General features: G+C 65.1%; 20 protein-coding genes. 12 read left to right on the top strand and 8 right to left on the bottom strand.

The window, feature by feature from the left end; all coding sequences use genetic code 11:
• Window position 1: 1 nt before the first annotated feature.
• The 3 genes from XH87_RS23435 to XH87_RS23425 all read left to right on the top strand — a co-directional run bounded on the left by XH87_RS23435 (window position 2) and on the right by XH87_RS23425 (window position 3,310).
• Window positions 2–1,033: an NAD-dependent epimerase/dehydratase family protein gene (locus tag XH87_RS23435; RefSeq protein ID WP_271589061.1), complete on the top strand. Its 1,032-nt coding sequence runs from the start codon at window positions 2–4 to the stop codon at window positions 1,031–1,033.
• 28 nt (window positions 1,034–1,061) lie between these two features.
• Window positions 1,062–1,688, top strand: coding sequence for a methyltransferase family protein (locus tag XH87_RS23430; protein WP_035700469.1), 627 nt, complete (start codon window positions 1,062–1,064; stop codon window positions 1,686–1,688).
• Window positions 1,689–2,005: 317 nt separating this feature from the next.
• A complete protein-coding gene (locus XH87_RS23425; protein WP_271589060.1) occupies window positions 2,006–3,310 on the top strand; it encodes a PQQ-dependent sugar dehydrogenase in 1,305 nt (434 codons plus the stop codon).
• A gap of 3 nt (window positions 3,311–3,313) precedes the next feature.
• On the opposite strand, the gene XH87_RS23420 is transcribed toward XH87_RS23425, so the two are convergent.
• Window positions 3,314–4,138, bottom strand: coding sequence for an aspartate dehydrogenase (locus tag XH87_RS23420; protein ID WP_271589059.1), 825 nt, complete (start codon window positions 4,136–4,138; stop codon window positions 3,314–3,316).
• Window positions 4,139–4,276: 138 nt separating this feature from the next.
• Between XH87_RS23420 and XH87_RS23415 the strand changes: the two genes are divergently transcribed.
• Window positions 4,277–5,350, top strand: a complete 1,074-nt coding sequence (locus XH87_RS23415; protein ID WP_271589058.1) for a tartrate dehydrogenase — start codon at window positions 4,277–4,279, stop codon at window positions 5,348–5,350.
• Window positions 5,351–5,397: 47 nt separating this feature from the next.
• On the opposite strand, the gene XH87_RS23410 is transcribed toward XH87_RS23415, so the two are convergent.
• Together XH87_RS23410 and XH87_RS23405 are read right to left on the bottom strand one after the other, a co-directional pair.
• Complete coding sequence (locus XH87_RS23410) at window positions 5,398–6,342, bottom strand: LysM peptidoglycan-binding domain-containing protein (protein ID WP_271589057.1); 945 nt, start codon at window positions 6,340–6,342, stop codon at window positions 5,398–5,400.
• Window positions 6,343–6,452: 110 nt separating this feature from the next.
• Window positions 6,453–7,106 carry a CGNR zinc finger domain-containing protein gene (locus XH87_RS23405; RefSeq protein ID WP_271589056.1) on the bottom strand — a complete coding sequence of 218 codons (654 nt, stop codon included), beginning with the start codon at window positions 7,104–7,106 and terminating at the stop codon, window positions 6,453–6,455.
• A 127-nt stretch (window positions 7,107–7,233) separates the two neighbouring features.
• Between XH87_RS23405 and XH87_RS23400 the strand changes: the two genes are divergently transcribed.
• The gene (locus XH87_RS23400; RefSeq protein ID WP_271589055.1) at window positions 7,234–8,085 is read left to right on the top strand and encodes an alpha/beta fold hydrolase; all 852 of its coding nucleotides are present in this window, start codon (window positions 7,234–7,236) and stop codon (window positions 8,083–8,085) included.
• 26 nt (window positions 8,086–8,111) lie between these two features.
• On the opposite strand, the gene XH87_RS23395 is transcribed toward XH87_RS23400, so the two are convergent.
• Entirely contained in the window at window positions 8,112–8,522 is a 411-nt protein-coding gene (locus tag XH87_RS23395) for a MarR family winged helix-turn-helix transcriptional regulator (protein ID WP_271589054.1), read from the bottom strand.
• Window positions 8,523–8,692: 170 nt separating this feature from the next.
• Between XH87_RS23395 and XH87_RS23390 the strand changes: the two genes are divergently transcribed.
• Together XH87_RS23390 and XH87_RS23385 are read left to right on the top strand one after the other, a co-directional pair.
• Window positions 8,693–9,904, top strand: coding sequence for an ABC transporter substrate-binding protein (locus XH87_RS23390; RefSeq protein WP_271589053.1), 1,212 nt, complete (start codon window positions 8,693–8,695; stop codon window positions 9,902–9,904).
• A gap of 14 nt (window positions 9,905–9,918) precedes the next feature.
• The gene (locus XH87_RS23385; protein ID WP_271589052.1) at window positions 9,919–11,097 is read left to right on the top strand and encodes a cytochrome P450; all 1,179 of its coding nucleotides are present in this window, start codon (window positions 9,919–9,921) and stop codon (window positions 11,095–11,097) included.
• Window positions 11,098–11,129: 32 nt separating this feature from the next.
• On the opposite strand, the gene XH87_RS23380 is transcribed toward XH87_RS23385, so the two are convergent.
• Entirely contained in the window at window positions 11,130–11,849 is a 720-nt protein-coding gene (locus XH87_RS23380) for a hypothetical protein (protein WP_271589051.1), read from the bottom strand.
• Between the two features lie 281 nt (window positions 11,850–12,130).
• Between XH87_RS23380 and XH87_RS23375 the strand changes: the two genes are divergently transcribed.
• Together XH87_RS23375 and XH87_RS23370 are read left to right on the top strand one after the other, a co-directional pair.
• Entirely contained in the window at window positions 12,131–13,054 is a 924-nt protein-coding gene (locus tag XH87_RS23375; protein ID WP_158669440.1) for an ABC transporter ATP-binding protein, read from the top strand.
• On the top strand, window positions 13,051–13,812 hold the full coding sequence (locus XH87_RS23370) for an ABC transporter permease (RefSeq protein WP_035700489.1): 762 nt from the start codon (window positions 13,051–13,053) through the stop codon (window positions 13,810–13,812). The genes XH87_RS23375 and XH87_RS23370 overlap by 4 nt, the downstream gene beginning before the upstream one ends.
• A 121-nt stretch (window positions 13,813–13,933) precedes the next feature.
• Here the strand turns inward: XH87_RS23370 and XH87_RS23365 are convergent, their stop codons facing one another.
• Window positions 13,934–14,260: a hypothetical protein gene (locus tag XH87_RS23365; protein WP_271589050.1), complete on the bottom strand. Its 327-nt coding sequence runs from the start codon at window positions 14,258–14,260 to the stop codon at window positions 13,934–13,936.
• Between the two features lie 330 nt (window positions 14,261–14,590).
• Here XH87_RS23365 and XH87_RS23360 point away from each other — a divergent pair, with 330 nt between their 5' ends.
• The gene (locus XH87_RS23360; RefSeq protein ID WP_271589049.1) at window positions 14,591–15,373 is read left to right on the top strand and encodes a L,D-transpeptidase; all 783 of its coding nucleotides are present in this window, start codon (window positions 14,591–14,593) and stop codon (window positions 15,371–15,373) included.
• Between the two features lie 98 nt (window positions 15,374–15,471).
• Window positions 15,472–16,407 carry a glycerophosphodiester phosphodiesterase gene (locus XH87_RS23355; protein ID WP_271589048.1) on the top strand — a complete coding sequence of 312 codons (936 nt, stop codon included), beginning with the start codon at window positions 15,472–15,474 and terminating at the stop codon, window positions 16,405–16,407.
• A gap of 140 nt (window positions 16,408–16,547) precedes the next feature.
• On the opposite strand, the gene XH87_RS23350 is transcribed toward XH87_RS23355, so the two are convergent.
• A complete protein-coding gene (locus XH87_RS23350; protein WP_271589047.1) occupies window positions 16,548–18,827 on the bottom strand; it encodes a fused MFS/spermidine synthase in 2,280 nt (759 codons plus the stop codon).
• A 237-nt stretch (window positions 18,828–19,064) separates the two neighbouring features.
• On the opposite strand from XH87_RS23350, the gene XH87_RS23345 reads away from it, so the two are divergent.
• Entirely contained in the window at window positions 19,065–20,675 is a 1,611-nt protein-coding gene (locus XH87_RS23345) for a phytoene desaturase family protein (protein ID WP_271589046.1), read from the top strand.
• A 286-nt stretch (window positions 20,676–20,961) separates the two neighbouring features.
• Here the strand turns inward: XH87_RS23345 and XH87_RS23340 are convergent, their stop codons facing one another.
• Window positions 20,962–21,117 (bottom strand): Flp family type IVb pilin, encoded by a 156-nt coding sequence (locus tag XH87_RS23340; protein ID WP_085973554.1) that lies wholly within the window; start codon window positions 21,115–21,117, stop codon window positions 20,962–20,964.
• Window positions 21,118–21,164 lie beyond the last annotated feature (47 nt).

Below are 21,164 nucleotides of genomic sequence, written 5' to 3'. Positions count from 1 at the left end.
CATGGCTCTCGTCCTGGTTACCGGTGGCAGTGGCTTCATCGGACATCATCTCGTCGAAGCGCTCTGCGCCCGAGGGCAGCGGGTGCGTGTTCTCGATGTCCGCGCGCCGACCGCGGCGAACGCGGACGTTGAACACGTCCACGGCTCGGTGCTGGACGGCGCCGCGGTCGATGCTGCGATCGCCGGTGTCGATCAGGTCTATCACCTTGCCGGCCTGCCCGGCATGTGGGTCGCCAACAAGCAGGACTTTCACGACGTCAATTGCCGGGGCACCGAAATCGTGCTCGCAGCCGCAATGAAGCGCGGCGTGTCGCGCTTCCTGCACTGCTCGACCGAATCGATCCTGTTCCCCTATTCCGACCTCAAAGGCATTCCCGCCGAAGAGGCGCTGCAGCCTGCCGACGCGATGCCCGGCGCCTATACGCGGTCTAAATCGCTCGCCGAGCATCACGCCGCCAAGGCCGCGGCCGCGGGCTTCCCTCTCGTGATCGGCACGCCGACCATGCCGATCGGTGCTGCCGACCACAATCTGACGCCGCCGACCGCGATGCTCTGGTACTTCCTCCAGAAGAAGGTGCAGCCGCATCTCGACTTCCTGGTCAATCTCGTCGACGTCCGCGACGTCGCCATGGGCCTCGTGCTGACCATGGAACGCGGCCGCCTCGGCCAGCGCTACATCCTCGGCGGCGACTGCGTCCCGCTCGGGCGCATTCTGCGCATGATGTCGGCGATGAGCGGCCGCCGGCAGTTTCCGGTCGTCGTGCCCGGAAAGATCGCCGAGCTCTCCGCCATCATGCTCGAATTCATTGCCGATCACGTCACCCGCCGGCCGCCCAACGGCACTGCCGAGGGCGTGCGCATCGCGCTCGCCGCAAGCGACCTCTCGATCGGCAAGGCGCGCACCGAGCTCGGCTATTCGCCGCGCCCGATCGAGCCGGTCTTGCGCGAAACCATCACCCATCTGCTCGCCCGCAACGGCCAGCAGCCCTCCGGCGCCATCAAGCATCACGCGCTCTCCTCGCGCGCGAGCTGATCGCTCCGCCCAAACGCAAAGAACCTTCATGTCCTTTGATTTCAGCAAGCTTCTCTCTGTCGCCTGGGGTGGCTGGACCACGACCTGGCCGACGCAACTGCTCGCCCTGATCTGGCTCGCCTGGCTCGCCAGCTGGGTCGGCGCCTCGTTCTGGCAGGGGCGCACGCAAAAGCAGGTGATGACGCTGGAGTCGGGCCGCTATCGCATCCCGATCCTGGTCGGCGGCATCCTGTTCACGCCGTGGACCGCGGAGATCCTGAACGAGAAGCCGCTCTGGGTGTTCAGCAACCTGGGTGTCTACATCACGGCGCTGATCGTGCTGGCCGGCATCTCCTTCACCTGGTGGGGACGGCTGCATCTCGGCAAGTTCTGGTCCAACACGATCACCCACAAGGAAGACCACCGCGTCATCGACACCGGCCCGTACGGCATCGTCCGCCACCCGATCTATACCGGCCTGATCGCCGGCATGCTTGCGACCGGCATCGCGGTCGGCACGGTGACCGCGATCCTCGGCGCCATCCTGATCTCGCTCGGCATGTGGCAGAAGGGCCGGATGGAAGAGGTGTTCCTCTCCAAGGAGCTCGGCGAAGACGCCTACGGCGCCTATTGCCGCCGCGTGCCGATGATCATCCCGTTCCTGTCGCCTCGGTAAGGGCGTCGAGCGCGTACACACTCGGTGTCGTCCCGGCCTGGTGCGCAGTTGCGCACGGGGGCCGGGACGACGCCGAGAGTTTTGCGCTACCGTATTCTTGCCATGCAAATTCGGCGTGCTGCATCCGCGTCATAAACGGCTCGATCAGAGCCCGCACAGGTTGACCTTTTTACCGTCAGCCAGTTGGATGCGCGCGCAACGAGGCACGACGACATTCTATCGTGGATCTGGAGAGGTCGACGATCAGGCCTGAGCCCGCGCGGGGTTTTGGGCGATCCGGCGTTGAATGTGCCTTGAGGGTTCGACAGGGGCTTCTCATGACGTTTTCCAGCATCTTCGCGCAGTTCGTCGCGTTCATCGGCGGCATCGCGCTGCAATGGCGCAAGATGACGGGCACCGAGCCCGCGCCGGCCTGGGGAGCGCAGCCCGCCATCCCCGAAGCGAAGCCGCAAGGCGCGATCCCGACCTTGAAGATGCCGACCGCGCGCGGCTGGAGCGAGGCCCGGAAGCCGGCGGTCGCGCCCGGGCTCGAGGTCAATGCCTTCGCAACCGGGCTCGATCATCCGCGCTGGATCGAGGTGCTGCCCAATGGCGATGTGCTGATCGCGGAGGCAACGCAGATCGCGGGCGCCCCGCGCAGCGTGTTCCACTATGCGATGCAGGCGACGATGCGGCGCGCCGCGGCGCTCGGCGTGTCCGCCAACCGCATCACGCTCTTGCGCGACAAGGACGGCGACGGCGTCGCCGAAATTCGCGGCGCCTTCATGGAGAACCTCAATCAGCCCTTCGGCATGGCGCTGGTCGGCGACACCTTCTACGTCGGCAACACCGATGGCGTGATGGCCTTCCCCTACGTCGCCAATGCCGACCGCATCACCGCGCCAGGCAAGAGACTCACGACGTTCAAGCCGGGTGGCCACTGGACGCGCAGCCTGCTGGCAAGCCCCGACGGCAAGAAGCTCTATGCCGGCGTCGGCTCGCTCAGCAACATCGCCGAGATGGGCTTCGAGGTCGAGGAAGGCCGCGCCGCGGTCTACGAGCTCGATCTCGTTGCCGGCACGCATCGCATCTTCGGCGCCGGCCTGCGCAATCCCGTGGGCCTTGCCTGGGAGCCGAGTACGAATGCGCTCTGGACCGTCGTCAACGAGCGCGACGGCCTCGGCGACGAGACCCCGCCCGATTATCTCACCTCGGTGCGCGACGGCGGCTTCTACGGCTGGCCCTATTGCTACTGGGGCAAGACGGTGGACGACCGCGTGCCGCAGGATCCGGCGATGGTCGCCAAGGCGCTTCAACCGGACTATGCGCTCGGCGGCCACACCGCTTCGCTGGGCCTGTGCTGGATGCCGGCGGGCACGCTGCCGGGCTTCCCGGACGGCATGGTGATCGGCCAGCATGGTTCGTGGAATCGCAGCAAGCTGTCCGGCTACAAGCTGGTGTTCATCCCGTTCGAAAACGGCAAGCCGTCCGGCCCCTCGCGCGACATCCTGTCGGGCTTCCTGTCCCCGGACGAGAAGGAATCCTATGGCCGTCCGGTCGGCGTCGTGATCGGCCCCGACAGGAAGTCGCTGCTGATGGCCGACGACGTCGGCAACGTGATCTGGCGCGTGACGGGCGCGTAGGGATCAGGTCCCCACGCACAGCGTGGCGCGCTGCTTGCGTAGCAACGCGATCACCGAGAGCGCCGTGATCAGCCCGGTCTTGGGATTCCCGGACGGGATGTTCTCGATCCCCATCGAGAACCGCGCCGAATCCGCTTCGACCTCGATGCGGTGAACGTTGCGCGTCACGGTCGGGTCGGCCCAAACCTGAATTTGGGTGCGATCGGGCCCGATGCCCGCCAGCGACAGCGCGACGGCGACGTTGACGTTCGCCGGAAAGCCCTTCGCCGCTTCGCGCGCGCTGCCCTCGAACAGCTTCAGCGGCTCGCGCAGATTGTCGATGTCGATATTGTTCTGAACGATGAACGGCGCGCCCTTGAGCCCGTCGATCGGCTTGCGCGTCACCATCTTCACCGAATGAATGGTGCCGATCGCGGCGGCGTTGACGGCATCGAGCCCGATCAGCGCGCCGGTCGGCACCATGATGCGGCCGCCATTGGCGCGGGCGAGATCGACGAGATCGAAATTGTCGAGCAGGCCGCCGACGCTGACCACGACCGCGGCCTTGCCGCGCTTCACCGCGGGCTCGACGATCGCGCGCAGCTGACTGCTCGGCGCGCACTCGACCACGATATCGGCGGCCTCGCCGAGCTGGTCGAGGGACAGAACCTGCGGCGGGCAACGCAGGCCGTCGAGGAAGGCCTGATGCCTGGCGGGATCGCGCACGGCGACGGCGGACAGCGCCAGGCCCTCGATGCCCCGGTCGAGCGCGGTCGCGATCTTGGTGCCGATCGAGCCCAGCCCTGCAACGGCAACCCGCAACTCGCTCTGGACCCTCTGATCGGTCATCGCATCCGACTTTCCCGCTGGACTGATGTCATAGCGCATCATTTTCTGTATAAGCCAGCGCGAATTGAATTGGCCTTGCGGCCGGCAAGCTGCAGCCTGGACTGTGATGCCGCCATCTCACTGATACGGAGCAACCCCATGCGCACCCATTCGATCGCAGCCATCCCCGCCGACGGCATCGGTCCCGAGGTGATCTCGGCCGGAATTCGCGTGCTGGAGGCGCTGGCAAAACGCAGCGGCGATATCGCCTTCGACGTCAAGACGTTCGACTGGGGCTCGGACTATTACAAGAAGCACGGCGTCATGATGCCGGCGGACGGCCTCACCGAGCTGAAGAAGTTCGACGCGATCTATTTCGGCGCGGTCGGCGCCCCCGATGTGCCCGACCACATCACGCTGTGGGGCCTGCGGCTGCCGATCTGCCAGGGCTTTGACCAATACGCCAATGTGCGGCCGACAAAAATCCTGCCGGGCGTGGCCTCACCGCTGCGCAATGTCGGTGTCGGCGATCTCGACTGGGTGATCGTGCGCGAGAATTCGGAAGGCGAATATGCCGGCATGGGCGGCCGCGCCCACCGGGGCCTGCCGGAAGAGGTCGGCACCGAGGTGGCGGTGTTCACCCGGGTCGGCGTGACGCGGATCATGCGCTACGCGTTCCAGCTCGCGCAGTCACGTCCGCGCAAGCTGCTCACCGTCGTGACCAAATCGAACGCGCAGCGCCATGGCATGGTGATGTGGGACGAGATCGCGGCCGAGGTCGCCGGCGAATTCCCCGACGTCAGCTGGGACAAGATGCTGGTCGACGCCATGACCGTGCGCATGACGCTGCATCCGAAGAGCCTCGACACCATCGTGGCGACCAATCTCCATGCCGACATCCTGTCCGATCTCGCGGGCGCGCTGGCGGGAAGCCTCGGCGTCGCGCCGACCGGCAACATCGATCCGCAGCGCCGCTTTCCCTCGATGTTCGAGCCGATCCACGGCTCGGCCTTCGACATCACCGGCAAGGGCATCGCCAACCCGGTCGCGACGTTTTGGACTGGCGCGCAGATGCTCGAGCATCTCGGCGAGAAGGATGCGGCCTCGCGGCTGATGGCGGCGGTCGAACGCGTCTGCGCGGCCGGCACTCTGACGCCCGATGTCGGGGGCAAGGCCACGACGAAGGAAGTGACAGATGCGGTGATCGACGCGATCAACGGGTCGAATGTCTGATCACTGCTCTACCCCCTGCCGGACAAGCCCGGGCAGGACGAATCTGCTCATTTCCGCCCAGCCGACGGAGGCGGTGGCAGTGCCATCGCGGCGGCCGGCTCGGGCGGCGTCAGGTGGCGCGGGACGATGATGGTCTGGCCCGGGGTGAGCTGCGCGTTTTCCGGCAGCGAGTTGCTCTGCGCGAGCGTCCACAGCGGCACGCGATTGGCTGCGGCGATGCTCTCCATGGTGTCGCCGCGCCGCACCGGCACCCGCACCCCGCTATCCCACAATTCGACCAGCGTATCCGCAGGCACGAGATAGCGCAGCGGCACGGCATCGGCCTGGGTCTGCGGCGGAATGCGCGGCAGCTGTGTCACCATCTCGACGATCTGGCGGTGGATGTCGTCGGACTTTTCGATGTTGATGTGCGAGACCCGCGAATTTTCCTTCAGGTCGTAGCTGGCATAGTGGCCGCGAAAGCCGGGCACGGCCACGACGTCGCCGCCGCCGAGCACGCTGTCGGACAGGAAGATGTTGATGAAGCGCTCGACATTGAGCGGCACATCGCCGGTCGCATGCGCAGGGTCGATGGCGATGACGAGGCTGATCGGGACGTTCTCCTTGGCCGCCATCTCCGAGATGACGATCGAGCACAGCCCGCCCATGGAGTGGCCGATCAGCACGATCGGCGCCGGCTTCTCCTTGTAGCTGGCGATGGCGCGGTTGCCGATCAGCCGGCACAGGGTAAATTCATAGACGTCGGCGGAAAAGCCGGCCTGCGTCAGCTTCTCGCTGAGCCGGTCCATGCCGGTCGAGAAGATCGGGCCCATCGCACCGCGGAACAGGTAGACTTTCGGCGGCGGCAATGGCTCGAACGGCGGAGGCGGCGGCGGCGCGGCGGGGGCCACCGCGGTGGTCTTGGACTTGGCCGGAGAAGCCGCGGCCATGCCGCTGCTCAAGGCGAGCAGCGCGACTGCCGCCAGCGCGAGGAGTCGCCTCGAATCAATCATCCGTCCAGCAGTCCCACCACGGGAGGCAAGGGCTCTCCCAAACCGGCTTAGTGACAACCGATTTGGCGGATTTTGGGGCGCGGGAACCGGGGCGCGACGCAGCGCGCGCATCAAGGCTCCGTGAACGGATGGGCCGCTCTCGGTCCGTCACTGCCTGCTCTCTTGAGCCGGCTGCGATGCGCGGCCTGCTTGGCGCGGTTGCCGCAGACCGCCATGACGCACCATCGACGCCCGCGCCTGTGGGTGTGGTCGGCGAACAGCATCGTGCAGTTATGGCCCTCGCACGCCTTCACGTTGGAAAAGTCCTCCTCGCAGACGAATTTGGCCAAGGCTTCACCGACCGGCAGCAGCAGTGATTCCGGCGATCGCCAGCGCCGCATCCCTTGCAACGCAAGACCTTCCTCACCGAGGCGAGGCACAATTTGCGGGAAGGCCTCATCGCGCTCCAGGAGGCTGTTCAAGGGGCCAAGCTCATGCAGTGCCTTCGCGGTGAGCGGCCGGCCCGCATGCTCCAGAACAAATCCCCTGAACCACTCGCGCAAGGCGCGCGCCTGATCTGCGACCTTGTCCAGTTCGTCCGGCCTCGCGCCCACCCTCAATGCGTGCAGCTCATCCGTCGGCACCAGCTTCGCCTGCGCCAGCCAGTCGATCAGGCCATCGCCATCGTCGATCCAGTCGACCGGCGTATCGACCGGTGTCGCCACCGAGTTGAGGAAGTCGAGGCCGAGCGAGTCGGCGATGAACATGGCGGGCGGGCGGTCCATGCGCGGGTCCTTGGCCTGTGTAAGAGGTCGCCTAGATGTAACCTGTAAAAGTGCAGTTGACAAGTTATGCCACGCGGTGTAACCTGAATATAGGCTTTTAACAGGTTACAGAAGATTGGAGACCGCCATGGCCCCGACCACCTACCGCACCGCAGACGTCGATGGCTTCAAGGTGTTCTATCGCGAGGCCGGCCCCCGAGGCGCGCCGAAGCTCCTGCTGCTGCACGGCTTCCCGAGCGCCGGTCACATGTTCCGCGATCTGATCCCGCTGCTCGCCGACAAATTCCACATCGTCGCGCCCGACCTTCCCGGCTTCGGCCAGTCCGACATGCCTCCGCGCGAAAGCTTCCGCTACAGCTTCGACAATGTCGCGCAGGTGATCGAGCGCTTCACCGAGGTGATCGGCTTCGATCGCTTCGCCGTCTACGTCTTCGACTATGGCGCGCCGACCGGCTTCCGCCTCGCGCTGCGCCATCCCGAACGGATCACCGCGATCATCTCGCAGAACGGCAACGCCTATGAGGACGGCCTCAGCGACGGCTGGACCCCGATCAAGGCCTATTGGCAGGACCCCTCGCCCGCCAACCGCGAGGCGTTGCGCGCCTTCCTCACGCCGGAGGCGACGCGCTGGCAGTACACGCATGGTGTCTCCGATCCAGCGACCGTGTCGCCGGACGGACAGAATCTCGACAATTTCTATCTGGCGCGTCCGGGCTCGGACGACGTGCAGCTAGACCTGTTCGGCGACTACAAGAGCAACGTTGCGCTCTATCCCGCCTTCCAGGACTATTTCCGCAAGCACAAGCCGCCGTTCCTGGCGGTCTGGGGCAAGAACGACCCGTTCTTCATCCCTCCCGGCGCCGAGGCGTTCAAGCGCGACAATCCCAATGCCGTGGTGCAGTTCTTCGACACCGGTCATTTCGCGCTGGAGACGCATGCGCAGCAGATCGCGCAGAGCATTCGCGCGTTCCTGCCATGACCTGAATTGGGTATCGGGGCGCGGCCCTAAAGCGGCAGCATCCGGTTCAGGAGATCGAGCAGCGTGCGCTGCTCGGTCTCGCTGAGCGGGGCCAGCATCGTCCGGTTATAGGGCTCCGTCAGCCTTGCCCCCTCCGCAATGAGCTTTGCGCCTTTCGGTGTGAGCACGAGCTCGACGGCGCGGCGATCCGACTTCGAGCGGTTGCGCTTGATGAAACCGGAGGATTCGAGCTCGTTCAGGATCTTGATCAGGTTCGGCAGGCGCAGCCGCAGCAGGCTGGCAAGGCTGCTCGGCGGCACGCCCGGATTGTCGCGAATGACGACGAAGATCGCATAGGTCGCCGGCGTCAGACCCAGCGCGGCGAACTCCTCGTAGAAGCCTTCGAAGAACTTCAATTGCGCCAGGCGGAGCATGAAGCCCGGCGTCCGCTGCAGCACCCGCAAATCCAGTGAGTTCTCCGCTTGTTGAGCCGATTTGGCCCCTCGTCGCAACGCTCTCGCGCTCATGGTCCTCGATCCTTACCGCCAGTCGAATTGACACTCTCAGAAATAGCTATAAAATATAACTATTATTCAGCGGCACCAAGACCGCGCATGGGAGGGACACAATGAACGGCAAATTCCTGCATAAACTGTTCATTTCAGCCTTGATGCTGGCGTGCGCCGCTCCGGCATTCGCCCAGGACGTCGTGAAGATCGGCGTCTTGAACGATCAGTCCGGTCCGTTCGCGAGCTATCAGGGCATCGGCTCGGTCGTCGCTGCAAGAATGGCGGTCGAGGATTACGGCGGAAAAGCCGGCGGCAAGACCGTCGAGGTCGTCGCCGCCGATCACCAGAACAAGACCGACATCGGGATCGGCATCGCGCGGCGCTGGTACGAGAACGACGGCGTCGATGCGATCTTCGACCTTCCGAATTCCTCGATCGCGCTTGCGGTCGCCGGCATGAGCGCCGAGAAGAACAAAGTGTTTGTCGGATCGGGCGCCGGAACGGTGCTGCTGACCGGCGAGAAGTGCACGCCGAACACCGTGCACTGGACCTACGACACCTATGCCTATGGCCGCGGCCTCGGCAAGGCGATCGTGCAACAGGGCGGCAAGAAATGGTTCTTCATCACCGCCGATTACGCGTTCGGTCATGATCTGGAGAAGCAGGCGGCGGAGGCCGTGAAAGCGGCCGGCGGCGAGGTGCTCGGCAGCGTGCGGCATCCGCTGGGAACGGCCGACTACGCCTCGTTCCTGCTGCAGGCCCAGGCCTCGGGCGCGAACGTCGTCGGCTTCGCCAATGCCGGCGACGACACCATCACGTCGATGAAGCAGGCCGCCGAGTTCGGGCTGACCAAGGACCACAGACTGGTCGGGTTGATCCTGGGCATGAACGGCCTTCCCGCGCTCGGCCTGAAGTTTGCGCAAGGCGCGCAGATCATGAATCCGTTCTATTGGGACCTGAACGACGGCACGCGCGCCTTCGCAAAGCGCTTCGCCGAGCGCATTCCCTCGAAAGCCTATCCGAACGACATGCAGGCCGGCGTCTATGCCTCGGTCGTTCACTATCTCAAGGCCGTGGACAAAGCCGGCAGCGCCAAGGATGGCAAAGCCGTCGTCGCCGCGATGAAGGAGATGCCGACCGACGATCCGCTGTTCGGCAAGGGCTATATCCGCAAGGACGGACGCAAGGTCCATCCGCTCTACCTTCTCCAGGTCAAGTCGCCCGAGGAGTCGACATCCGCCTGGGACCTGCTGAAGGTCGTCGCCACCATCAAGGGCGAGGACGCATTCCGCGCCGAGAGCGAAGGCCAGTGCGCGCTTAGCAAGCAATAGACGCGGAGCTGACGATGAGCGGCATTGCATCTAGTCCGGTCGATCCCTTTGCGCCGGACTTCCTGACGGACCCCTATCCGGCCTACGAGGCGCTGCGCGCATTCGGGCCCGTCTTCGCGCTGGAGCGATACGGCGTGTGGGCGATGGCCGGCTATGGCGGGGTCGAGCCGGCCCTGAAGGACTGGAAGACGTTCATCAGTGGCGAGGGCGTCGGGCTGCACGGGATGAACCCTGCACTGCCGAAGCCGCTCACGCTCCAGATCGATCCGCCCGACCACGACAAGGGCCGGCGGGTGCTCGGCCGCACGCTGTCTACAGGCGTCGCGCGGAAGCTGCGGGACACGTTCCAGCGGGAGGCCGAGCAGAAGGTCACGGAGCTGATCGACAAGGGCTCGTTCGATGCCGTCACCGATCTTGCCGAAGCCTATCCGATGAAGGTGTTTCCGGACGCGATCGGCATCCGGCCCGACGGCCGCGAGAAGCTCCTGGCCTGGAGCACGTTCGTGTTCAACAGCTTCGGCCCGGAGAACGAGATAGCCGCGGCCTCACGGAACGAAGGGCTCGCCGCGCAGAGCTGGATCATGGAATGTTGTGCGCGGAATGCGCTGCGGGCCGACAGCCTTGGCATGATGATCTACCAGGCGGCCGACGAGGGCGAGATCAGCGAGCACGAGGCAACGCATCTGGTGCGGCCATTCCTCACTGCCGGGATCGACACCACCGTCAACGGCATCGGCAACACCCTGCTCGCGCTCGCCACCCATGCGGATGAGTACCGCAAGCTCCACCACAGGCCGGAGCTGGCGCGCAACACTTTCGAGGAAGGCCTGCGCTACGATTCACCGGTGCAGACATTCTTTCGCACCACTTCGCGCGACGTCGAGATCGGCGGCGGCGTGATTCCCGCTCACCGCAAGGTGCTGTTGTTCATGGCCTCGGCCAACCGCGATCCCGCGCGCTGGGAAGGTCCGGACCGGTTCGACATCGAGCGGGCCGCGACCGGCCATGTCGGCTTCGGCGCCGGCATTCACGCCTGCGTCGGCCAGATGATCGCACGCCTGGAAGGCGAATTGATCTTCAGCGAGCTCGCAAGGCGGGTGAAGACGATCGAGCTCACGGCCGAGCCGAAACGCAGGCTCAACAATTCCCTGCGTGGATTGGAGAGCATGCCCGTGCGTGTGACGGCAGCTTAGGCGGCATCACGCGGAAGAATGAGCGGCCAGCTTCAGTTCCTCGCCGGAGCCGTCGCAGCCGCCGAGCGTGCCCGTCGCGGCGTGCCGGGTTCGGCGACCGGCGCTGCCGGTGCGCGCGAACGCATGATGGCGGCGTCGATCTCGGCGATGACGCGACGCTGGATCGCCTCGTTCTTGTCGATCGAGATGTGGCCGACGCCGGTGCCGCGCACGTCGACATTGTCAAGCTTGCCGCGGAAGCCCGCTGCGGCCCGCACCGGCTCGCCGGGACCATCGCCGATATAGATGTTGATGTAACGCTCCGCGCCGGTCGAGAGCTTGGTCTTGAACACGGAATCGAGGCCGATCGCGAGCTTCACGGGCACGCCGAGCTGATTGAGCTTGGCGATCATGTCCGGCAGCGCGGTCGCGCCGGAGGAATGGCCGACCAGGATGATGGTCTTGATCCGGCCGGCCCTGTAGGCGGCTGCCGCTTCATCGGCGAGCGAGGACCAGGACACGAAGTTGGCGACGGTCACCGGGACGCCCTGCGCCTGGAGCCGGGCGCCGATCGTGTCGAGCCCGAGCGAGAAGATGTTGAGCACGCCACGGAGCAGGTAGACATGCGTCGTCGCCACCGCGGCCTGGCTCGGCGCGGCTTTGGCGGTGGTCGGGCTGATGGCAACAGCTGACAGCAGGACCAGGCCCATCGCCCACATGCGGAGGGCGGACAACTGGCTGGCGCCGGCGGTGTGACGGCCGTTCGGTCTCATCGATCTTTTCCCTGGAGACAATACGCTTCGCGATTGGTCGGAATCGTAGCCACGGCCCGCTCGCGGACGCAACAAAGAGCCGCGTGAGCGGCAATCTTAGCAGCAAGCCGTGACCATCGCGCAACACTTGCCCGAAACATGCCACTGAAGGGCCTGTTTTGAGACCATTTTTCTCCGGGGAATTGCGGGGCAACATCAGCGTTCCTATTTCAGGGCTCCGCCGACCCGCCCTTCCGGGTGGATCCAGCGTTCCCCTTTCCCTCCCCAGCCCGCCGGCCATCATGTCTTCCATCATTTCCGTCGCCAATCTGTCGAAGACCTATGGGTCCGGCTTCAAGGCGCTCAAGAACGTCAATCTCGACATCAAGCGCGGCGAGATTTTTGCGCTGCTCGGCCCCAACGGTGCCGGCAAGACCACGCTGATCTCGATCATCTGCGGCATCGCCAACCCGAGCCAAGGCAAGGTCTTGGTGGGCGGCGAGGACATTCAGACCTCCTATCGCAAGGCGCGCTCGCTGATCGGCCTCGTGCCGCAGGAATTGCACACCGACGCCTTCGAGAGCGTGTGGGCGACGGTGAGCTTCTCACGCGGCCTGTTCGGCAAGCCGAAGAATCCTGATCATATCGAGAAGGTGCTGAAGGACCTCTCGCTGTGGGACAAGAAGGACAACAAGATCATCACGCTCTCCGGCGGCATGAAGCGCCGCGTGATGATCGCCAAGGCGCTGTCGCACGAGCCGCAGGTCCTGTTCCTGGACGAGCCGACCGCCGGGGTCGACGTCGAGCTGCGCAAGGGCATGTGGGAGGTGGTGCGAGGCCTTCAGCAATCCGGCGTCACCATCATCCTCACCACGCACTATATCGAGGAAGCCGAGGAGATGGCCGACCGCATCGGCGTCATCAACAAGGGCGAGATCGTGCTGATCGAGGACAAGACCACCTTGATGCAGAAGCTCGGCAAGAAGCGGCTGACGCTGCATCTGCAGGGCAAGATCGCCTCGCTGCCGGAGAGCCTTCGCCATTACGAACTCGAACTCTGCGACAACGGCGCGACGCTGGTCTACGACTACGACACCAAGGGCGAGCGCACCGGCATCACCAGCCTGCTCGGCGACCTGCGCACCGCCGGCATCCGCTTCAACGACCTCGACACGACGCAGTCGTCGCTCGAGGACATCTTCGTCGATCTCGTGAGGACGTCATGAATCATCGCGCCATTCGCGCCATCTATCTGTTCGAAATGGCGCGCACCTGGCGCACGCTGCTGCAAAGCATCGTCTCGCCTGTGGTTTCGACTTCGCTCTATTTCGTGGTGTTCGGCGCCGCGATCGGCTCGCGCATCAGCCAGGTCGAGGGAGTCAGCTACGGCACCTTCATCGTGCCGGGCCTGATCATGCTCTCGGTGCTGACGCAGAGCATCGCCAACGCCTCGTTCGGCATCTACTTCCCGAAATTCACCGGAACGATCTACGAGATCCTGTCGGCGCCGATCTCCTATTTCGAGATCGTGCTCGGCTATGTCGGCGCCGCCGCGACCAAGTCGATCATCCTGGGCCTCATCATTCTCGCGACAGCCGGCCTGTTCGTGCCGCTGCACATCCACCATCCTGTCTGGATGCTCGCCTTCCTGGTGCTGACGGCGGTGACGTTCAGCCTGTTCGGTTTCATCATCGGCATCTGGGCCGACGGATTCGAAAAGCTTCAGATGATCCCGATGCTGGTGGTGACGCCGCTGACCTTCCTCGGCGGCAGCTTCTATTCCATCGACATGCTGCCGCCGACCTGGCGCACCGTCGCGCTGCTCAACCCGGTCGTCTATCTGATCTCCGGCTTCCGCTGGAGCTTTTACGAGATCGCAGACGTCAGCGTCACCGTCAGCATCGGCATGACGACGGCGTTCCTGGTGATCTGCCTGGTCGTGATCTGGTGGATTTTCAGGACCGGATATCGGCTGAAGAATTGAGCCCTGCTGTCATTCCGGGGCGTGCGGAGCACGAACCCCGAATTCCATTCATTCACCAAATCTGCCGCCCAATGGATTCCGGGCTCGCCCTTCGGGGCGTCCCGGAATGACTATGGTGGAATCACCGATAGCAATGGAAGCGGTGATACCCGTCATAATATCCGCGGCAGCGGTGGCGGTAGTGACGGTATGGAATGCCGAGCACGCCTTCCACCGCGCCGACCGCGCCACCGACACCGGCTCCCACGACGCCTCCGACCGCGCCGCCCACCGGACCGGCGATCCGGTTGCCTTCATGAGAGCCTTCCTGAGCGCCGCGCACGATGCCTTGGGCGTGGCCAGCTTGCGGCAAGGCGAGCAGCGCAAGAAGGATGGCGGCGGCTGCGAACAGCAGGCGGACAGGCAAGCTGGCCGGCAAGGCGGCGGCGGTAGCACGGGCTTTGTTCATCTTCAGTCCCAAAGGAAAGGGAAGTACAGGGGTAAATGGCGGCGAAAGCCGCTTCTCGGGTAGGCGACGATCAACGCGCGAAGCGGCGGAATGGTTGCGCCTTTGTGACGAATTGTCGACGTTGTGAACGCGGCTCTGCTCGCGAAAATGTCAGCGCCGCCGCGGCCTTCGCGGCACAAGGCGGCCTTGCTTACATCAGGCATCGCGTTAACGATGCGCTGGCAGCTCGCTGGAACGAAAGCCGGATTGCAGGCATATTGCACACCGGGGACGGAGAGCCGCGGCGCTAGCGTGAACAGGCCGGAGGCCAGGATTCAAATGCGTTTCCAGATGCGTTCATTTTTCATCGCTTTCACATCCCTGATGCTTTTGAGCGCGGGCACTGCGCAGGCCAAGGTCGAGATCACCGTCGACAAGGACAATCAGCAGATGACCGTCGCGGTCGACGGCGTCGCGCGGTATCACTGGCCGGTGTCGACGGGCATTCCCTCGCGCGAGACGCCGAACGGCGCATTCCGCGCCTTCCGCATGGAAGAGGATCACTACTCCAAGGAATTCGACGACGCGCCGATGCCGCACGCGATCTTCTTCACCAAGGTCGGCCACGCCATCCACGGCACCGACTCAGTCAGCCGGCTCGGTACGCCGGCCTCGCATGGCTGCGTGCGGCTGTCGCGCCAGAACGCCACGACGCTCTATGCGCTGGTGCAGCAGCAGGGCGTGCTCAACACCACGGTGACGCTGACCGGCTCGGCGCAGGTGGCGCTCGCCCGCAATCCGCGCGGCCGCAATGCCAATGCGGTGGCCCGCGCACAGCAGCCGGCTGAAGAGCAATACGCGACCACTGGCGATCCCGTGAAGCTGGCGCCGCCGGCGCAGACCGCCCGCCGCTACATGCCGCAGGACGACAACTACATCTATCCGGCCGATGGCAGCGACACCGGCGCGCGCTATCCGGCGCCGCGCTCGGCCACCCGCCCGCTCTACGACGCCCAGGTCTATCAGCAGCAGCCGCGGCCCTATTACGATCAGGGCTACGGCCAGCAGGGCTACTACTACCAGCCGCAGCCCCGGCAGTATTATCAGCCGCGCGGCTATTACTATCAGAACTGACGCGGCCGCCATCAACCCCCCTCGCCGGCCGAGGCACCATGAAGCCACGTGCCACGACCATTCTGATTGTGCTCTGCGTTCTGATAGCGGGACGGGCCATGGGATCTGATGTGGCCTTCGATCTCGAGGCGCATCGCGGCGGGCGGGCGCTGCGGCCGGAAAACACCCTGCCCGCCTTCGCCAACGCGCTGTCGATGGGCGTGGACACGCTGGAGCTCGATGTCGGTGTCACCGCCGATGGCGAAGTGATCGTGTCGCATGAACGCGGGCTCAATCCCGATCTCGCACGCGGCCCCGATGGGACCTACATCACTCCGCCCGGCACGCCTTTCGCAAAACTGCGGCTCGACGAGGTCAGGACCTACGACGTCGGCCAGATCAGGCCGGACAGTGCCTACGCAAAACAGTTTCCCGACCAGCGTGCCGTGCCGGGGACACGCATTCCCACCTTGCGCGAGCTGTTCGCGCTGGTGCGCAAGTCCGGCAACACGCGGGTTCGCTTCAACATCGAGACCAAGATCGCCCCGAACCATCCGGACGAAACGCTCGATCCGCAGGCCTTCGTCACTAAGCTGCTCGGGCTGATCGAGACCGAAAAATTTTCCGACAGGGTCATGATCCAGTCGTTCGACTGGCGGACCTTGCAGCTCGTCCAGCAGCTGGCGCCGAAAATACCGACGGTGTACCTGACGCTCCAGCGCAGCTCGGGCCAGACGGTGGCGCTGGACAAGGCCACCGGCTGGACGGCCGGCTTCAATCCGGCCGATCACGGCGGCTCGCTGCCGCGGACGATCAAGGCTGCGGGCGGCGTGATCTGGTCGCCTCATTTCGGCGATGTGACCGCGGCCCTGATCACCGAAGCCCATACGCTTGGACTGCAGGTCGTGGTCTGGACGGTCAACAAGCGCGACGACATGGCGCGGATGATCGAGCTCGGCGTCGACGGGATCATTTCCGACAGACCCGACCTGTTGCGAGAGGTCACGGGCGAGAAGGGAATTACGCTGCCAGCGGGCACCCCGGTGGAGCCTTAAATCCAGGTCTCGCGTCCCGGACGCGACGCAGCGCGTAGCGGTGCGTCGCAGAGCCGGGACCCAGGCCGCCATGGGCCCCGGCTCTGCAGCGCATCACTTCGTGCTGCGCAGCGTCCGGGGCACGAGACGCCGGCTCGCCCCTACTCCCCGTCCCGCAAACGCCGATACAGCGCGCCCAGGATATTCGAATAGTCGTCGGTCCAGACCCGCACCCTGTCATCGGCCTCGGTCTGCTCCCATTGCCTGGAGGACGCGAGCCTGCCGACGTCGGCCTCCTCGCGCGCGGAAATGACGACGTCGGTCGAGAAGATGTAGTCGGAATCGCGGCCCGAATCCTCGTTGAAGACCCAGCTCTTGAGATCGTTGGCGTCCGCAATACCGACCACGACGGTCTCGAGATCCAGGTGCCGGTTGGAGACGTGCATCACCACGGCGCCGTGCGGCGCGAGCTTGTCCTTGTAGATCTTCATCGCCTCTCCGGTGGCGAGGTGGATCGGGATCGCATCGGACGAATAGGCATCGACGATGATGAGATCATAGGCGCCGTCGGGCTCCTTCGCGAAAGTGAGGCGCGCATCGCCGATGACGGGCTTCATGTCCGGCATGCAGGTCGAGATGTAGCGAAAATTCCGGGGGTCGCGCGCTGCATCGACCATGGACTGGTCGATCTCGAAGAAGGTCCAGCTCTCCCCTGGCTCGGCGGCACAGGCGAGCGTGCCGGAGCCGACGCCGATCGCGGCAACCTTGAGCGGCGCGCCCTTGCGCTCGCGGATCGCGCTGACGGCCTGACCGATACCGCCGTCCCTATGATAGTAGGTGATCGGCTCGGGCCGGCCGGTGACCGGCGTGCCGTCATCGTTGCGGAAGCGCTCGGCGCCATGAATGGTGGTGCCGTGCATCAGCACATGGAAATAGCCGCCGGGCGTCACCACGATCTTGTGTACGCCGAAGAAGCTGCGCACCGTCGTGACGCGGCCCTCGTCTGCGGGATAAGCGCGGATCAACGCCAGCGCGAGCGTGACGGTCGCGAAGATCTTCCAGCGGCCGGCATTGAGGATCAGCGCGAGCAGCGCGGCGAGCACGCCGACGGCTCCGGCAACCCAGACGCGGTGGTGCTCGAACCAGGTCGAGAGGTCGCCTGTGGCATAGGACGGCGCGACGAGCGCCACCGCGAGTGCGGCGAGCGCCAGCCAGTACCATTTGACGACGCCGGCGAGGCGCTCGTTCGCGGACGGGCGGCACAGCGCGGCGAGCGCGATCAGGATCGGATATTCGGCGATCCACGAGAAGGTGAATGGAGCAACGAGGCCGGCAAACAGGCCGCCGACCATGCCGCCGAACGACAGCGCGACATAGAATCCGGTGAGATGTTTGGCGGCGGGCCGCGTCCGCGCCAGTTCGCCATGACAGGCCATGGCGATGACGAAGAAGCACAATTGATGTCCGCCGAGCGTCAGCAGCAGATTCTGCTCACCGCCGAAGGCCAGCAGCACGACGACGCCCGCGATCGCGACCGGCTGGAGCATCAGCATCCATTTGTGCGGCAAGAGCGGCCGCGACTGGAACACCACGACCCAGGTCAGCAGGTACAGCGACAGCGGCAGCACCCACAACAGCGGCGCCGCCGCGACGTCGGTCGAGATGTGCGCGGTCACCGCGATGAGCAGGCCGGACGGCACCGCGGCCAGGAAAATCCAGCGCAGCCGCGTCACCAGACCGGGCGCCGGCGCATTCACCTCCTCGGTTCGTGCGTCGACCTCAGCCGGCTTCGGCGAGCGCAACAGCAACGCGCCGCAAGCGGCAATCAGGAGGATCAGGAGGCCGTAGCCGCCGGTCCAGAACCGGTTCTGCATGTGCAGCGTGAACATCGGCTCGAGCAGGAACGGATAGGACAACAGCGCGAGGAAGCTGCCGATGTTGGAGGAGGCATAGAGGAAATAGGGATCGTGGGCGGCGGGATGGCCGGTGCGGACGAACCAGGCCTGCAGCAGCGGATTGTTGGCGGCGAGCGCGAAGAACGGCAGCCCGATCGAGACCACGAACAGGCCGAGCAGCCAGAATGCATAGCCCGAAGCGGGCGGCTCGCCATAGGCCGAGGCGATGCCGAGCGGCAGCGTGGCGAAGGCCGCGATCAGCAGCACCAGATGCACGGCGACCGGCACGATCCGGTTCCTCGCCTGCATCAACAGATGCGCGTAGGCGTAACCGGCCAGCAGCAGCGACTGAAAGAACACCATGGCCACCGACCACACCGCCGGCGAGCCGCCGAGCCGCGGCAGCACCATCTTCGTGAACAGCGGCTGCACCGAGAACAGCAGCAGGGCGCTGACGAAGATCGCAGCGGTGTAGACCGCCAGCAGCAGCCGGTTGCGCGACGACGACGGCTGCTCCGTGGCGGCGGGTTGCACGATCGAATCCATGGAGGCTCCGGCTCAAAGCCCGGCGGGCGCCGGGCGCGCGCAATGGAGCACAGGGCGCCTGAACGGGCAATAAAGGGTGGCGTGATGTTGCGGCGAGCAATGCTTGATATAGAGATGTCATTGGGTGCCTCGAAGAGGCGAACTGGGGTGCGCCGGGGCGCACCTGAGAATCTCGAGATTCCGGGTCTGGTCCTTCGGACCATCCCGGAATGACGGTGGAACAATCTGAAACTCGTCATGACCGAAACCGACGTCATCATCATCGGCGCTGGCCATAACGGCCTCACTTGTGCGGCCTATCTCGCGATGGCGGGCCTGCGGGTGCGCGTGGTCGAGCGCCGCAAGGTGGTCGGCGGCGCCGCGGTCACCGAGGAATTTCACCCGGGATTCCGCAATTCGGTCGCGGCCTATACCGTGAGCCTGCTCAATCCGCAGGTGATCCGCGACCTCAAGCTCGTCGAGCAGGGCCTGCGCATCGTCGAGCGGCGTGCGCAGAATTTTCTGCCCGCGCCCGACGGCAGCTATCTCCTCACCGGCGAGGGGCGGACCAAGGCGTCAGTCGCGCGGCTCAGCGCGCATGATGCGGAGGCCCTCGACGGCTTCTCACGCGAGCTGGAAGACATCGCCGACGTGCTCAGGCAGTTCGTGCTGCGCGCGCCGCCGAACCTGCTCGACGGATTTGGCACGAACGCCGTCCGCGAGGCAGTGAATGCGTTCCAGAGCGCCAACATCCTGCGCGGTCTCACGCTGGAGCAGAGCCGCAGCCTGCTCGATCTCTTCACGCGTTCGGCCGGCGAGATGCTGGATGAACGTTTCGAACATGATCTGGTCAAGGCGCTGTTCGGTTTCGACGCCATCGTCGGCAACTATGCCAGCCCCTACGCTGCCGGCTCGGCCTATGTGATGCTGCATCACGCCTTCGGCGAGGTAAACGGCAAGAAAGGCGTCTGGGGCCACGCCATCGGCGGCATGGGCGCGATCACGCAGGCGATGGCGCGCGCGGCACGCGACCGCGGCGTTGTGATCGAAACCGATGCCGGCGTCCGCGAGATCATCGTCGAGCGCGACCGCGCCGTCGGTGTCGTGCTGGAGAGCGGCGCAGCCATCCGAGCAAGATATGTCGCAGCCAATGTCAATCCGAAGCTGCTCTACACGCGGCTGATCGCGGCCGACGCTCTCCCTGCGGACTTCCTCGCCCGCATCCGGCGCTGGAAGAACGGCTCCGGCACCTTCCGCATGAACGTGGCGCTGGACCGCCTGCCCTCCTTCACGGCGCTGCCGGGCGAGGGCGATCATCTCTCTTCCGGCATCATCCTGGCGCCGAGCCTCGACTACATGGACCGCGCCTGGCTCGATGCGCGGGCGCAGGGCTGGAGTCGTTCGCCCGTCGTCGAGATGCTGATCCCCTCGACGCTCGACGACACGCTGGCGCCCGCGGGCAAACATGTCGCGAGCCTGTTCTGCCAGCATGTCGCACCAGAGCTTCCCGATGGAAAGTCGTGGGACGACCATCGCGAGGAGGTCGCCGATCTCATGATCGCGACGGTGGACAAATACGCCCCCGGCTTCGCGGCGAGCGTGCTCGGCCGTCAGATCCTGTCCCCGCTCGATCTCGAACGGCAGTTCGGATTGTTGGGAGGCGACATCTTCCACGGCGCGCTGACACTGAACCAGCTGTTCTCGGCGCGGCCGATGCTGGGCCATGCCGACTATCGCGGGCCGCTGAAGGGGCTCTACCATTGCGGCTCCGGCGCCCATCCCGGCGGCGGCGTCACCGGTGCCCCCGGCCACAACGCGGCGCAGGTGATCCTGCGGGATCACCGCTCGCTGTTCGGAAGCCGTGGATAGGTCTGTGGATTGCTTGTGGACAGCCTGTCGAAAGGTCTTTGGTCGGTCGGAGGATGCCTGGGCCAGACCGCCGCGCCGAAGCTGGGGAAGGCCGGTGGAAAATCGCGGAGATAATTGCGGGAAAAGCGGTGGATAGGGACCCGGGCAAGCCGCGGATAACCTGTTGAAGATCCGCAGAACAGACGCCGCAAAAACGACCTCGCCCGCCAGGGAAATCCCTGGCGGGCGGTGATCAGGAACAGCCTCTGAAGAAAAACAGCCCCCCGCTGGGAAATGCAGGCGGAAATTACTTCAAGGAGGTGCTAATCGAAGTGAACTTCTCATTCATGGCGGTGCCCAGGCCGTTCACCACGGTGATGATCGCCAGGGCGATACCCGCGGCAATCAGACCGTACTCGATCGCGGTTGCACCGGACTCGTCCGACCAGAACTTCTGAATCATGCGCTTCAAGACTCGCCTCCGTTTCAACTCCAAGCTGTGCTAGCTGG

The organism is Bradyrhizobium sp. CCBAU 53415 (assembly GCF_028128735.1).
Classification (GTDB): domain Bacteria; phylum Pseudomonadota; class Alphaproteobacteria; order Rhizobiales; family Xanthobacteraceae; genus Bradyrhizobium.
The sequence above is the reverse complement of the archived record's forward strand: the minus strand, read 5'-3'. Positions and strand labels throughout refer to the sequence as shown.

Excerpts from the sequence above, each read along its gene's own strand:
- XH87_RS23410 (WP_271589057.1), bottom strand. The coding sequence starts at position 6,342 with ATGATTGATTCGAGGCGACTCCTCGCGCTGGCGGCAGTCGCGCTGCTC.
- XH87_RS23385 (WP_271589052.1), top strand. The coding sequence starts at position 9,919 with ATGAGCGGCATTGCATCTAGTCCGGTCGATCCCTTTGCGCCGGACTTC.
- XH87_RS23370 (WP_035700489.1), top strand. The coding sequence starts at position 13,051 with ATGAATCATCGCGCCATTCGCGCCATCTATCTGTTCGAAATGGCGCGC.
- XH87_RS23345 (WP_271589046.1), top strand. The coding sequence starts at position 19,065 with ATGACCGAAACCGACGTCATCATCATCGGCGCTGGCCATAACGGCCTC.
- XH87_RS23355 (WP_271589048.1), top strand. The coding sequence starts at position 15,472 with ATGGGATCTGATGTGGCCTTCGATCTCGAGGCGCATCGCGGCGGGCGG.
- XH87_RS23415 (WP_271589058.1), top strand. The coding sequence starts at position 4,277 with ATGCGCACCCATTCGATCGCAGCCATCCCCGCCGACGGCATCGGTCCC.
- XH87_RS23425 (WP_271589060.1), top strand. The coding sequence starts at position 2,006 with ATGACGTTTTCCAGCATCTTCGCGCAGTTCGTCGCGTTCATCGGCGGC.
- XH87_RS23420 (WP_271589059.1), bottom strand. The coding sequence starts at position 4,138 with ATGACCGATCAGAGGGTCCAGAGCGAGTTGCGGGTTGCCGTTGCAGGG.
- XH87_RS23400 (WP_271589055.1), top strand. The coding sequence starts at position 7,234 with ATGGCCCCGACCACCTACCGCACCGCAGACGTCGATGGCTTCAAGGTG.
- XH87_RS23360 (WP_271589049.1), top strand. The coding sequence starts at position 14,591 with ATGCGTTCATTTTTCATCGCTTTCACATCCCTGATGCTTTTGAGCGCG.
- XH87_RS23350 (WP_271589047.1), bottom strand. The coding sequence starts at position 18,827 with ATGGATTCGATCGTGCAACCCGCCGCCACGGAGCAGCCGTCGTCGTCG.
- XH87_RS23375 (WP_158669440.1), top strand. The coding sequence starts at position 12,131 with ATGTCTTCCATCATTTCCGTCGCCAATCTGTCGAAGACCTATGGGTCC.
- XH87_RS23405 (WP_271589056.1), bottom strand. The coding sequence starts at position 7,106 with ATGGACCGCCCGCCCGCCATGTTCATCGCCGACTCGCTCGGCCTCGAC.
- XH87_RS23365 (WP_271589050.1), bottom strand. The coding sequence starts at position 14,260 with ATGAACAAAGCCCGTGCTACCGCCGCCGCCTTGCCGGCCAGCTTGCCT.
- XH87_RS23430 (WP_035700469.1), top strand. The coding sequence starts at position 1,062 with ATGTCCTTTGATTTCAGCAAGCTTCTCTCTGTCGCCTGGGGTGGCTGG.
- XH87_RS23380 (WP_271589051.1), bottom strand. The coding sequence starts at position 11,849 with ATGAGACCGAACGGCCGTCACACCGCCGGCGCCAGCCAGTTGTCCGCC.
- XH87_RS23390 (WP_271589053.1), top strand. The coding sequence starts at position 8,693 with ATGAACGGCAAATTCCTGCATAAACTGTTCATTTCAGCCTTGATGCTG.
- XH87_RS23340 (WP_085973554.1), bottom strand. The coding sequence starts at position 21,117 with ATGATTCAGAAGTTCTGGTCGGACGAGTCCGGTGCAACCGCGATCGAG.
- XH87_RS23435 (WP_271589061.1), top strand. The coding sequence starts at position 2 with ATGGCTCTCGTCCTGGTTACCGGTGGCAGTGGCTTCATCGGACATCAT.